Raw genomic sequence first — 13,108 nt, 5'->3', positions numbered from 1 at the left:
TCCTGCGTGATCTTCATCGAGCAGAATTTCGGGCCGCACATCGAGCAGAAATGCGCGGTCTTCGCCCCCTCCGCGGGCAGGGTCTGGTCGTGGTATTGCTCGGCCGTATCGGGATCGAGCGACAGGTTGAACTGGTCGCGCCAGCGGAACTCGAAGCGCGCGCGAGAGAGCGCGTCGTCGCGAAGCTTCGCCGCCGGGTGGCCCTTGGCCAGGTCGGCGGCGTGCGCGGCGAGCTTGTAGGTCACCACGCCGACCTTGACGTCGTCGCGGTCGGGCAGGCCGAGATGCTCCTTCGGCGTCACGTAGCAGAGCATCGCCGTGCCGAACCAGCCGATCATCGCCGCGCCGATCGCCGAGGTGATGTGGTCGTAGCCCGGCGCGATGTCGGTGGTGAGCGGCCCCAGCGTGTAGAAGGGCGCCTCGCCGCACGCCTCGAGCTGCTTGTCCATGTTCGCCTTGATCTTGTGCATCGGCACATGGCCGGGGCCCTCGATCATCACCTGGACGTCGTGCTTCCAGGCGATCTGGGTGAGCTCGCCCAGCGTCGCCAGCTCGGCGAACTGGGCCTCGTCATTGGCGTCGGCGATGCTGCCGGGGCGCAGGCCGTCGCCGAGCGAGAAGGCGATGTCATACGCCTTCATGATCTCGCAGATCTCCTCGAAGCGCGTGTAGAGGAAGCTCTCGCGGTGATGCGCGAGGCACCATTTCGCCATGATCGAGCCGCCGCGCGAGACGATGCCGGTGACGCGCTTCGCGGTCATCGGGATGTAGGGCAGGCGCACGCCGGCGTGGATGGTGAAATAGTCGACGCCCTGCTCGGCCTGCTCGATGAGGGTGTCGCGATAGATCTCCCAGGTCAGGTCCTCGGCGATGCCGCCGACCTTCTCGAGCGCCTGGTAGATCGGCACGGTGCCGATCGGCACGGGCGAGTTGCGGATGATCCACTCGCGCGTGTCGTGGATGTTGCGCCCGGTGGAGAGGTCCATCACCGTGTCGGCGCCCCAGCGGATCGACCAGACCATCTTGTCGACTTCGCTGGCGACGTTCGAGGCGACCGCGCTGTTGCCGATGTTGGCGTTGATCTTGACGAGGAAGTTGCGGCCGATCGCCATCGGCTCGCTCTCGGGGTGGTTGATGTTGTTGGGGATGATCGCGCGACCCCGAGCGACTTCGTCGCGGACGAACTCGGGGGTGACGTAATCGGGGATCGCCGCGCCGAAATCCTGGCCGTCGCGGACATGGTCCTTGAGCATTTCACGGCCGAGGTTCTCGCGCACCGCGACATATTCCATCTCGGGCGTGATGATGCCGCGGCGGGCATAGTGCATCTGGCTGACGTTGGCGCCCGGCTTCGCGCGCAGCGGCCGCCTGACGACATTGGGAAAGGGCTGGACGCCGCCCGAGCGATCGGGGCCGAGCTGGCCATTGTCCTCGGGCCGGACCTCGCGCGCGTCGACCGGTTCGACGTCGCCGCGGCCGACGATCCACTCGCGGCGAAGCGGAGGCAGGCCGGCCATGATGTCGATGCGCGCCTGCGCGTCGGTATAGGGCCCCGAGGTGTCGTAGACGCGCAAGGGCGGCTCGCCCGAGCCCGGCTCGAGCGCGATCTCGCGCATCGCGACGTTCAAGGGGCCGACATGGATCTTCCTGGAGCCGCGGATCGGGCCGGTGGTGACGCCGATCTCGGCTTGGGCGGGGATGTCGGCCATGTGTCGCGCGCTCCTATGGATCGGAGCGAGGCCACGGATTCCAAGCTGGACGCCGCTTCCCTCCCTCCGCCGGTCTCAACCGGATCAGGTTCAGCGGGTCGGAAGCTGCTGCTTCCCTCTCAACCGCGCATGAGCGGTCCCCCGGGGATGGCGACTCTTAGGCGTCCGCGATCAGAATGTATAGGCGAGCCCGATCATCCCCGACCATTGGCTGCGCGAGCCGGCGATGCTCGTCACCGGGCTCGCGGCGAAGTCGTCGAGCATGCGGCGGTAGGAGACGGTGCCGAGCACGCCGAGCCCGTGGGTGAGGTCGCCGGTCAGCGAGACCAGCGCATAGGGCGCGATCGTCCAGTCCTTCCAGCCCTTGCCCGCGGTGAAGACGGGAAGGCCGCTCGCCACGCTCTCGGCGGCGTTGACGCTGAAATAGGTCGCGCCATAGCCGTTGCCGGCATAATCGGCCGAGAGGTTGAGCCCGAAGAAGGCCCCGGTGCTGAGCGGCGTGCCGTAATCGAGCGCCGGGGTGATGACATAGCTGTCGTGCACGCCGGCGATGTCGTGGACGTAGGAGACGGTGACGGCGAGCTTGTCATAGTCGCTGGTGAACACGCCCTGCTTGCCCAGGCCGACGAAGCCGCCCGCCTCGACCGCGATCTTGCGCTTGGGGAGCTTCTTCACCTGCGCGTCGATGATGTTCACATGGCGATTGAAGTTCGCCTGGATCATCGGGCCGGCCTGAATGTCCCAGCCGGGGCCGCCCTTGGTCGGGATGATGTCGGCGAAGAAGCGATTGCCGCGCAGCGAGAAGTTGATCCCCGAGACGCGGCCGCGCAGGCCCGGGACGATCGAGATCGCGGTGTCGTTCGAGCCCTCGTAGCTCGGCACCGCGCCGACGCCGAGGCCGATCATCAGCGAATCGCCGTCGAGTTCCTGTGGGTCGATGCCCTTGTTCGCGGGCGCGGCGCGGACGACGGCGATCGGCGCATCGGCCGGCGCGGGCTCGTCCTGGGCGAAGGCCGGCACGGCGACGAGAAGCGAAGCGAGCGCGGCGGCGCGCAGAATCAAGGGCATGGGCTACTCCACTGAACCAATGTTGCACATGCGAAACGCCAGCCCGCGCTATTCGCTCCCGTCACTGCATGCAAGCTATGTGAAAGGTTGATGACAGCGATTATGGCAGTTTTGTTCCAGCCGTACCGGGCTCAAAGCCGCCGACGCCCCCGTCGGTTCCGCACAGGCGGTCCCAGAAGCGGAAATAGAGCCCGTAGTTGCAGCGATAGCGCGCATGGTGGCGCTGGTGGTGGCTTGCGGTGATCAGCCAGGCGCCGGCGGGGCCCGCGACCAGCCAGCGCGGGAAGACCTCCCAGCCCATGTGGTTGGTGACGCCCATCACCGTCATGATCGCGAGCACCAGCCCGAGCGCCGCGACATGGATGGGCACGAGGAACGCCAGCGCCGGGATCACCACCGCGCCGGTGATCGCCTCGAGCGGGTGGAAGCTCATCGCCGCCCAGGCGGTGGGCGGGCGGCTGGCGTGGTGGACGGCATGCGCGAGGCGGAACCAGCGCGGGCGATGCATCAGCCGGTGCGTCCAGTAGAACCAGGCGTCGTGCGCGAGCAGGTAGAGCAGCACCGAGACGGGGAGATACCAGAGCGGAAAGGTGTCGACGTCGGCGTAGATCCGCGTCCAGCCGCGATTCGCCCAGCCCCAGGCGACGACGCCGGCGGGCACGCCGTAGATCGCGGCGGAGGCGAGGCTCCAGCCGATCTCGGCGCGGATCTGCCGGCCGAGCCCGCGGTAGAGACCGGGGTGCCTGAGCCGGGTGGCGAGCGCGAAGCCGCCGCTCGCGAGCAGGTAGCGAACGCCGACGATCAGCGTCATCGCCAGCGCGGAGAGGGCAATTGCGGCGGCCATCGCGCGTGCCTAGCCGATTCGGAGGCGAGCGTCATTGCGGGACGGCGGGCGATCGCGCAGACTTGGCGCAAAGGGGAGCGGGGACATGATCCGGACGGTGCTGATGCTCGCCACGCTGCTCGCGGCGGTGCCGGCGCAGGCACAACCAGGCGATCGGGCGCAGAAGGTCGAGAAGGCGCAGAAGATCCAGTCGCCCGAGGCGTTCCGCGACGACATGGTCGCGCGCGCCCATGCGATCCTGCCCGAGGCGATCCTGACCCCCAAGTCCGACGATCCGCTTGCAGTGGGCTTCCGCCGCGAGTCGGGGGACGCCGACGGCGAAGGGCTGATGAACTTCCATCGCATCTACGCCTATTGCCTCAACGCCTCCGACGAGGATTGCGACGGCGCCAAGCGCGAATTCCTGTCGAAGATCACCAGGAAGCTGCCCGAGGCGCGCGCCGAGGACCTGCGGCTGATGGTCCGCGACCAGCAATATCTCGACTATGTGAAGACGCTCGAGGCGCAGGCGAAGACCGACAAGGGGCCGCTCGCTTATTACGAGCCGCTGGGCGGAGGGCTCTATGCCTTCCTCGCGATCGATTCGCCCGATGCGATCGCAGTGGCCGGCGCGGGAGCGCTCGAGAAGCTCAAGATGACCCGCGAGGTGGCCTGGGCGCTGGCGCTCAGGCAGACGCGCGCGATCCTGCCCGACCTGCCCAAGGGCGGCGAGCTTGCCAAGGCCGCAGCCGCCTATCAGGACCAGGAATATCTCGCGAGCCTGCTGATCGACCTCGCGGCGTGGGAGAAGATCGCGATCGCCGCCGGACCGGACCTGTTCGTCACGGCCGTGTCGGACCAGTTCGTGTTCGTGGGGCTGCTGCCCGACGGGCCGAACCTCGACGACTTCGCCAAGACCGTGCGCGACGATTGCAAGGCGCAGCAGCGCTGCATCTCGCCGCACATCTTCCGCTTCCGCGACGGCCATTGGGTGGCGGTGCGCTGACGATGCGCCAGCGACTGACGCAGGTCGCGCTGCTGGTGCGCGACTATGACGAGGCGATCGGCTTCTACGTCGGCACGCTCGGCTTCGAGCTGGTCGAGGACAGCGACCTGGGTAGCGATCAGCATGGCGGCAAGCGCTGGGTGACGGTGCGCCCGCCGGGGGCCGGCGAGGACGGCATGATGATCCTGCTCGCCCGCGCGGCGACGGCGGAGCAGGCGCGGTCCATCGGCGACCAGGCGGGCGGGCGCGTGTTCCTGTTCCTCGCGACCGACGATTTCTGGCGCGACCATCGCGCGTTCGCCGCCAAGGGCGTGCGCTTCGTGCGCGAGCCGGCGGTGGAGGCCTATGGCACGGTGGCGGTGTTCGAAGATCTCTACGGCAACCGCTGGGATCTGATCGGGCCCTGAGCCTTACCCCTTCATCGCCTCCAGGATGCGCTTCACTTCCTGGCTGCGCCCGCGCGGCAGGATCAGCACGTCATCGCCGTCGGCCACGACGATCAGGTCCTTCACGCCGACCAGCGCCACCCGGCGGCCGCTCGCGGTGCGGACCAGGCAATTCTCGGTGTCGATCGCGATGACATCGTCCGAGCAGACGTTGCCGCGCGTGTCGCAGTCGCTGATCTCGTGGAGCGCGTCCCAGCTGCCGACGTCGCTCCAGCCCATCGTCACCGGCACCACCGCGACCTGCTCGGAGGTCTCCATCACCGCATAGTCGATCGACTCCGACGGGCAGAGCGCGAAGGCCGCGGCATCGGGCAGCACCCGCGCGCCTTCGCGGACCGCCTTGTCCATCGCTTCGCGCGCGGCGGTGAGGATGCCCGGCGCATGCTGGGCGAGCGCTTCGAGATAGGCGTCCGCACGGAATAGGAAGATGCCGCCGTTCCAGACATGGCCGCCGGCTTCGAGCATCGCCTCGGCCTTGTCGCGCGGCGGCTTCTCGACGAAGCGCTCGACCCGGTGGACGCCCGGCCCGATCGGCTCGCCGGCCTTGATCCAGCCATAGCCGGTCTCGGGCCGGTCGGGCGTGATCCCGAAGGTCGCGAGCCAGCCGGCCTCGACCAAGGGCAGCGCCGCGGCGATCGCGGCGTGGAAGGCGGGGACGTCGGCGATGACATGGTCCGAAGGCATCACCAGCAGCGGGCTCGCCCCGCCGCCCGCCGCGAGCGCGGCGAGCGCGATCGCCGGCGCGGTGTTGCGCCCCATCGGCTCGAGGATCAGCGCACTCGGCTCGGCGCCGGCGAGCGCGAGCTGCTCCTCGACGTCCTGGGCGTGGCTCGCATTGGCGACGACGATCGGCGCGGCATAGCCCCGGTCCGCGGGCGTGCGCCGCGCGGTCAGCTGGAGCATCGTCTCCTCGGCGACGAGCGCGAGCAGCTGCTTGGGCCGTTCGGGCCGCGACATCGGCCAGAGGCGCGTGCCCGATCCGCCCGACAGGATGACAGGGACGATCGGCGTCGAATCCGGCATGGGTGTGCGGCCTCCTGGAAGCGCTTGGGTTTAGGCATTTGCCCCGGCGCGTCAAACGCAGTGCAGCACAAAGGGTTCGCCGGGAAAGAGCGGCGCCGAAACAAAATCCGCCGCACACCCCAATCGGCGCCCATTGTGTCGGTTTTGTTTACACTTGGCCGCTAGTCCGGAGCCGGCATGATCCGGCTGTTCAGGCAATATGTCCCCAATGCCGTGCTGCTGCTCGGCTTCCTCGACCTCTGCCTGCTGCTGGCGGCGGGCGAGGCCGGATGGGTGTTGCGCAACAGCCAGGCGGGGCTCGACCCCGACACCTTCGCGTCGCGCATCCCGCAGCTGATCACTTATGCGATCACGCTCGAAGTCGCGATGATGGCGGTCGGCGTCTACGGCGCCGATGCGCTCCAGTCGCTGAAATACGCGACGGCACGGCTGATCGTCGCGATCTCGCTCGGCGTGATCCTGCTGAGCGCGGTCTATTTCGCGATCCCCCAGCTCGCCTTCTGGCGGACCAACCTGATCTACGCGATGGCGCTGTCGATCGTCGCGCTGGTCTTCCTGCGCATCCTGCTCGGCAAGGCGCTGGGCAGCCAGGCGTTCAAGCGCCGCGTCGTCGTGCTCGGCGCGGGCCCGCGCGCGGCTCGGCTGAAGGCGCTCGCCAAGGCGCCCGGCGCGGGCTTCGCCGTCGTCGGCTATGTCGCGATGAGCGAGAGCAACCGCGTGATCCCCGAAGCGATCGCGCGCGACGCCATCTACAACCTCGCCGATCACGTCGTGCTCCTCAACGCCAGCGAAGTCGTGCTCGCGCTCGAGGAGCGGCGCAACGCGCTGCCTTTGAAGGACCTGCTGCGGATCAAGACCACCGGCGTCCACGTCAACGAGATCTCGACCTTCCTCGAGCGCGAGACCGGCCGCGTCGACCTCGACAGCGTCAACCCGAGCTGGCTGATCTTCTCCGACGGCTTCTCCTCGGGGCGGATGCTGTCGGGCGCGTTCAAGCGGCTGTTCGACATCGCCGCGAGCCTCACCCTGCTCGCGCTCGCCTGGCCGCTGATCCTGCTGACCGCGCTGCTGGTTAAGCTCGATTCGAAGGGGCCCGCGCTCTACCGCCAGCGCCGCGTCGGCCTCTACGGCACCGGCTTCGACGTCATCAAGCTGCGCTCGATGCGGATCGACGCCGAAGTCGGCGGCCAGGCGGTGTGGGCCGAGAAGGACGATCCGCGCATCACGCGCGTCGGCCGCATCATCCGCAAGCTGCGCATCGACGAGCTGCCGCAATGCTGGAGCGTGCTCAAGGGCGAGATGAGCTTCGTCGGCCCGCGCCCAGAGCGCCCGCAGTTCGTCGACGACCTCGAGGGCCAGCTCCCCTATTATGCCGAGCGCCACATGGTGAAGCCCGGCATCACCGGCTGGGCGCAGATCAACTATCCCTATGGGGCGTCGATCGAGGATGCCCGGCACAAGCTCGAATACGACCTCTACTACGCCAAGAACTACTCGCCCTTCCTCGACATATTGATCCTCCTCCAGACGGCGAGGGTGATCCTGTTCCCCGAAGGCGCGCGCTGATGGGCACGCTCATCCTCTGGACTCATGCGCTTGCCGCGCTGCTGTTCGGTGCGCTCGCGCTCGTCGCCTGGCGCCGCCGCGAGCCCGGCGTGCCGCGCCGGCTGCTCTGCGTGGCGCTCGCCGCCACCGCGCTCTGGGCGCTCGCGGCCGCCGGGATCGGCTCGAACCAGCTCGGCACCGGCCTCGCCGAGACGCTGCGCGACCTGGCCTGGCTGGCCTTCATGATCGTGCTCCACCGGCGCGACGGCAACATCCGTCCGCCGCTCGCGCTCGGCACCGTCTACAGCGTGGTCGCGCTCGTCGCGATCGCCGCGCTCGTGCTCCAGGGCTTTGCGAGCACCCCCGACGCCGCGCCGCAGGTCGCCACCGCTGCGCTCCTCCTTCGCATGCTCGTCGCCGTCGCCGCCCTGGTGCTGATGCGCGCGCTCCACGGCGCGATCGCCGAGCGCGCGGGCGCCGCCCAGCGCGGCATGGTCGTCGCGCTCGCCGGCCTCTGGTTCATCGACTTCAACGTCTTCACCGCCTCCTATCTGCTCGCCTACCAGCCGCTCGAGCTCTACGTCATCCGCGGGCTCGGCATGATGCTCGTCGCGATGGTGATGGGCGCGAGCCTCCAGCGGCGCGACGAGTGGAACGTCCAGGTCTCGCGCACCGTCGCCTATCAGTCGATGTCGCTGGTCGCGATCGGCGCCTATTTCGCGCTGCTCGCGATCGTCACCTCGGCGATCGCGACGGTCGGCGGCAGCAACGCGCGCGTGCTCCAGACCGCCTTCGTCTTCGGCTCGACCGCCGCGATCCTAACGCTCGTCTCCTCGCCCTGGCTGCGCGCCTGGGCCAAGGTGAAGCTCGCCAAGCATTTCTTCCGCCACCGCTACGACTATCGCACCGAATGGATGCGCTTCACCGCGACGCTCGGCGCGCCCGAGGAAGCCGCGCCGCTCGACACGCGCATCGTCAAGGCGATCGCCGACCTCACCGATTCGCCCGCCGGCGCGCTGCTCGTCCCCGAAGGCGCCGGGCTGGGGCTCGGCGCGACCTGGACCTGGGAGCGCGAAACCGTGATCGGCAGCGCCGACGCGGGCCTCGTCGAGCATCTCGCCGCAAGCGGCCGCATCCTCGAGCTCGACGCGCTGCGCCGTGCCGAAGCCGATGCGCCCGAGGCGGCGATGCTCCCGCAATGGATGTTCGACCTCGAGGACGCCTGGGCGCTGGTCCCGCTGCCGCACCAGGGCGGGCTCGCCGGCGTGATCCTGCTCGCGCGCCCGCCGGTCAGCCGCGCGCTCGACTGGGAGGATTTCGACCTGCTCCGCGTCGCCGGGCGCCAGGCCGCGTCGTACCTCGCCGAGGCGCGCGCCCACGCCGCGCTCGCCGAGGCGCAGCGCTTCGACGAGTTCAACCGCCGCTTCGCCTTCATCATCCACGACATCAAGAACCTCGTGAGCCAGCTGACCCTTCTTGCCCGCAATGCCGAGCGCCATGCCGACAATCCCGAATTCCGCGCCGACATGATCGCGACGCTCAAATCCTCCGCCGAGAAGATGACCGGACTGCTGACCCGCCTCTCGCAGAGCCCGCGCACCACCGCGCAGGCGCTCCAGGCGATGGAAGTCGTGCCGCTGCTCGACCGGATCGCCGCCGCGCGCCGCGCCCAGCATCCGGTTGCGGTCACCGGCGCGCGTGCTGCCGTCGCGCTCGCCGACCCCGGCGCGCTCGAGCAGCTGCTCGGCCACCTCGTCCAGAACGCGATCGATGCAAGCCCCGCGCACGAGCCGGTCACGCTCCACGTCGCCGCCGACGGCGCGCAGGTGACGATCGACGTGATCGACCAGGGCTGCGGCATGTCGCCCGGCTTCATCCGCGACCGGCTGTTCAAGCCCTTCGTCTCCTCGAAGGACGGCGGCTTCGGCATCGGCGCGTTCGAGGCGCGCGCGCTCGCGACTGCGATGCAGGGGCGGATCGAGGTCAAGTCGCGCGAGGGGCACGGCAGCCGCTTCCGCGTGGTGCTCAAGCCCGCGCATGCCGCGGATACCGGACTGAACGGGGGAATGGGGAGGGCGGCATGAGCGAGATGAAGACGCGGCTGATGCCCAAATTGCTGATCGTCGAGGACGATGCCGGGCTCCAGCGGCAATTGCGCTGGGCCTATGAAGGCTATGAGATCTTCGCCGCCGCCGACCGCGAGGAAGCGCTCGCGCTGGTCCGCGCCGAGGAGCCGGCGGTGGTCACGCTCGACCTCGGCCTGCCGCCCGATCCCGACGGCACCACCGAAGGCTTCGCCACGCTCGCCGCGATCCTCCAGCTCCGCCCGGACACCAAGGTGATCGTCGCCTCGGGCCACGGCGCGCACGACTCGATGCTCCGCGCGATCGAGATGGGCGCGTGGGATTTCTACCGCAAGCCGATCGACATCGACGCGCTCGGGCTGATCGTGAGCCGCGCCTTCCACGTCCATGCGCTCGAGGCGGAGAACCGCCGCCTGGCGGAACGCGTCGAGGCCGGCGCGGTGCTGGGCGGGATGATCACCGGCTCGCCGGAGATGCTCAAGGTCACCCGCACGATCGAGCGCGTCGCCGGCGCCGACGTCTCGGTGATGCTGCTCGGCGCCAGCGGCACGGGCAAGGAGCTGCTCGCCCGCGGTCTGCACGATGCCTCGAAGCGCAAGGGCAATTTCGTCGCGATCAACTGCGCCGCCATCCCCGAGACGCTGCTCGAATCCGAGCTGTTCGGGCATGAGAAGGGTGCGTTCACCGGCGCGGTGAAGACCACCGAGGGCAAGATCGAGCTCGCCAACAAGGGCACGCTCTTCCTCGACGAAGTCGGCGACATCCCGCTGCCGCTCCAGGTCAAGCTGCTGCGCTTCCTGCAGGAGCGGGTGATCGAGCGGATCGGCGGGCGCCAGGCGATCCCGGTCGACACGCGCATCGTCTGCGCGACGCACCAGAACCTCGACGCGATGGTCGCCGAGGGCCGCTTCCGCGAGGACCTCTATTATCGCCTCGCCGAGATCGTCGTGCGCATCCCGAGCCTCGCCGAGCGCCCGGGCGACGCGGGGCTGCTCGCGCGGCACTTCCTCAAGAAATACGCCGCGCAGATGCACAGCGCCGCGCGGAGCTTCGCGCCGGACGCGCTGGCGGCGATCGACGGCTGGGGCTGGCCGGGCAACGTCCGCGAGCTCGAGAACCGGGTGAAGCGCGCGGTGATCATGGCGGACGGCAAGTCGATCGCCGCCGCCGACCTCGACCTCGCGACCGCCGACGCCGCCCCGATCAACCTCAAGGCCGCGCGCGAGGGCGCCGACCGCAAGGCGATCCGCCACGCGCTCGCCCGCGCCGAGGGCAACATCTCGAGCACCGCCAAGCTGCTCGGGATCAGCCGTCCCACGCTCTACGACCTGATGAAAGCCTATGACCTCCAGCCGTAACCGCTCGCGCCGACGCCGGTCGACCTTCGACCGGGCGATCGTCCGCCGGCTCGTCGTCGGCATCGGCTGCGCCGCGGCGTTCGGGGTCGCGGTCTACGCCTTCTTCGCGCTCTCGCCGCTCCGCCAGGATCCCGCCCAGGCGCGCGCCTCGGTCCAGCAGAGCCTCGCGCTGCTCGAGCAGGGCAATGTCACCGCCGCGCGCGATGCCGCGCTGTCGGCGGTGCGCAGCGATCCCGGCTCGGCCGAGGCGCACCTCGCGCTCGCGCGTACCCAGCTCCTCCTCGGCGACGGTGCCGGGGCCGAAGGCGAGCTCCGCCGCGCCGCCGACGCGGGCTTCGACGCGGCCAAGCTCCACCACCTCGTCGCGCACGCCCTGCTGCTCGAAGGCAAGCCCGACCAGGCGCTGGCCGAAGCCGAGAAGACTGACGCGCCCAACCGCGCCTATGCTCTGCGTATCCGCGCCCGCGCGCTCACCGCGCAAGGCGATTTCGCCGGCGCCGACGCCGCGGTCGCCGAAGCGATCCGCATCGCGCCCCGGGACGCCGACGTCTGGGTGGACGCCGGCCGCTTCCGCGTCGCTGCGGGTGATGTCGCCGGGGCGATCGAGGCTTCGACGCGGGCGGTCGCGCTCGACCGCAACGATGGCGACGCGCTGGTGCTGCGCGGCCAGCTGGTCCGCACGCAATTCGGCCTCGTCGCCGCGCTGCCCTGGTTCGAGGCCGCGCTCCAGCGCGACCCCGCCGACTTCGACGCGCTGATTGAATATGCCGCCACCCTCGGCGATGCCGGCCGCGCGAACGACATGCTCGCCGCCACCCGCCGCGCGCTCGCGGTCCGCCCGGGCAACCCCCAGGCGCTCTACCTCCAGGCCGTGCTCGCCGCGCGCGCCGGCAACTACGACCTTGCGCGCAGCCTCGTCGAGAAGACCGGCGGCGCGATCGACGCCCTGCCCGGCATGCTCCTCCTCGGCGGCACGCTCGACCTGGATTCGGGCGACGTCGAGCAGGCGATCGGCAAGCTCCGCCAGCTCGTCGACCTGCAGCCGATGAACTTCGACGCACGCCGCCTGCTCGCCCAGGCGTACCTCCGCGGCGATTCGGCGAGGAACGCGATCGACGTCCTCGCCCCGCTCACCGACTCCTATTCGCTCACCCTCGCCGCGCGCGCCTACGAACGCAGCGGCGATCGCGTGATGGCGGACCAGCTGCTCGACCGCGCCGCGCGTGCGACCGGCGGTGACGGCACGCCCTTTGCCACCGGCGACAGCGTGTCGGTGCTGAGCGGTCCTGCCGCCGCCGACCCGGACAACCCGAACACCGTCATCCCCTATATCCGTGCGCTCGCCGCTTCCGGAGATCGCCAAGGCGCCGCCGCGCGCGCGCAGGCGCTCGCCGCGTCGAACCCCGGCGCGCCGGGCGCGCATCTCGTGCTCGGCGACACGCTGATGCTGCTCGGCCGCTGGAGCGACGCCGCCAACGCCTACAAGGCCGCCGCGAGCCTGCGCTTCGACGAGCCGGTGATGCTCCGCCTGGTCGAAGCCTTCGACCGCGCCGGCCGCCGCGCCGAGGCGGCAAGCGCGCTGGCGCTCTTCGTCCAGCAGAACCCGTGGAACGCCGCCGCGCAGCGGCTCTCGGCGCAGTGGCAGGTCGCGGGCGGCGCCTATGACGCCGCAGTGGACACGCTCGAGGGCCTGCGGTCGCGCATCGGCGATCGCGACGCGGCGATCGGCTCGCTGCTTGCGCTCGCCTATCTCGGCAGCGGCGACGGCGACAGCGCGCGAAGCTATGCCGAAAGCGCCTATGCCCTCGCCCCCGCCAGCGCTGCCGCGGCCGACGCCTATGGCTGGACGCTCTACCAGGCGGGCGACCTCGACGGCGCCGCCGAGCTCCTCCGCAAGGCCGCGCTGCTCGCGCCGGGCAACGCCGGCGTCGCCTGGCACCTCGCCCAGGCGACGTCCGAGCTCAACCGCAAGCCGCAGGCTCAGGTGAAGCCCGCGGGGAATCCTTCTTAAGCCTGCGATCCCCCGCCGACCGCCGAAGAAGGCCG

10 protein-coding genes and 1 riboswitch are annotated in these 13,108 nt (G+C 70.0%); of the genes, 6 read left to right on the top strand and 4 right to left on the bottom strand.

Translation table 11 applies throughout. The features are described 5' to 3' along the window. The 3 genes from thiC to J7495_RS14260 all read right to left on the bottom strand — a co-directional run. Positions 1–1,709, bottom strand: a 1,709-nt coding sequence (gene thiC / locus J7495_RS14270; RefSeq protein WP_294057302.1) for a phosphomethylpyrimidine synthase ThiC, incomplete at its 3' end; no start/stop codon positions are given. A gap of 44 nt (positions 1,710–1,753) precedes the next feature. Next, a riboswitch (TPP riboswitch) is annotated at positions 1,754–1,863 on the bottom strand. Positions 1,864–1,880: 17 nt separating this feature from the next. After that, the gene (locus J7495_RS14265; RefSeq protein ID WP_294057301.1) at positions 1,881–2,777 is read right to left on the bottom strand and encodes a MipA/OmpV family protein; all 897 of its coding nucleotides are present in this window, start codon (positions 2,775–2,777) and stop codon (positions 1,881–1,883) included. A gap of 100 nt (positions 2,778–2,877) precedes the next feature. Beyond that, a complete protein-coding gene (locus tag J7495_RS14260; RefSeq protein WP_294057300.1) occupies positions 2,878–3,621 on the bottom strand; it encodes a sterol desaturase family protein in 744 nt (247 codons plus the stop codon). Between the two features lie 85 nt (positions 3,622–3,706). Here J7495_RS14260 and J7495_RS14255 point away from each other — a divergent pair, with 85 nt between their 5' ends. Then, positions 3,707–4,606 (top strand): hypothetical protein, encoded by a 900-nt coding sequence (locus J7495_RS14255; RefSeq protein ID WP_294057299.1) that lies wholly within the window; start codon positions 3,707–3,709, stop codon positions 4,604–4,606. Positions 4,607–4,608: 2 nt separating this feature from the next. Then, positions 4,609–5,013, top strand: a complete 405-nt coding sequence (locus J7495_RS14250; protein WP_294057298.1) for a VOC family protein — start codon at positions 4,609–4,611, stop codon at positions 5,011–5,013. A gap of 3 nt (positions 5,014–5,016) precedes the next feature. Here J7495_RS14250 and J7495_RS14245 read toward each other — a convergent pair whose 3' ends face one another. After that, complete coding sequence (locus J7495_RS14245; RefSeq protein ID WP_294057297.1) at positions 5,017–6,075, bottom strand: mannose-1-phosphate guanylyltransferase/mannose-6-phosphate isomerase; 1,059 nt, start codon at positions 6,073–6,075, stop codon at positions 5,017–5,019. A 177-nt stretch (positions 6,076–6,252) separates the two neighbouring features. Here J7495_RS14245 and J7495_RS14240 point away from each other — a divergent pair, with 177 nt between their 5' ends. From J7495_RS14240 to J7495_RS14225, 4 genes are read left to right on the top strand one after another with little or no spacing between them, the layout of a single operon-like run. Then, positions 6,253–7,641 carry a TIGR03013 family XrtA/PEP-CTERM system glycosyltransferase gene (locus J7495_RS14240; RefSeq protein WP_294057296.1) on the top strand — a complete coding sequence of 463 codons (1,389 nt, stop codon included), beginning with the start codon at positions 6,253–6,255 and terminating at the stop codon, positions 7,639–7,641. After that, positions 7,641–9,704 (top strand): XrtA/PEP-CTERM system histidine kinase PrsK, encoded by a 2,064-nt coding sequence (gene prsK / locus J7495_RS14235; protein ID WP_294057294.1) that lies wholly within the window; start codon positions 7,641–7,643, stop codon positions 9,702–9,704. The genes J7495_RS14240 and prsK overlap by 1 nt, the downstream gene beginning before the upstream one ends. Continuing rightward, positions 9,701–11,062, top strand: coding sequence for a PEP-CTERM-box response regulator transcription factor (prsR, locus tag J7495_RS14230; RefSeq protein WP_294057292.1), 1,362 nt, complete (start codon positions 9,701–9,703; stop codon positions 11,060–11,062). Before prsK ends, prsR begins: the two co-directional genes overlap by 4 nt. Next, a complete protein-coding gene (locus tag J7495_RS14225) occupies positions 11,046–13,073 on the top strand; it encodes a tetratricopeptide repeat protein (RefSeq protein WP_294057290.1) in 2,028 nt (675 codons plus the stop codon). Before prsR ends, J7495_RS14225 begins: the two co-directional genes overlap by 17 nt. Positions 13,074–13,108 lie beyond the last annotated feature (35 nt).

The sequence above is a fragment of the Sphingomonas sp. genome (assembly GCF_017745215.1).
Classification (GTDB): Bacteria; Pseudomonadota; Alphaproteobacteria; order Sphingomonadales; family Sphingomonadaceae; genus Sphingomonas.
The sequence above is the reverse complement of the archived record's forward strand: the minus strand, read 5'-3'. Positions and strand labels throughout refer to the sequence as shown.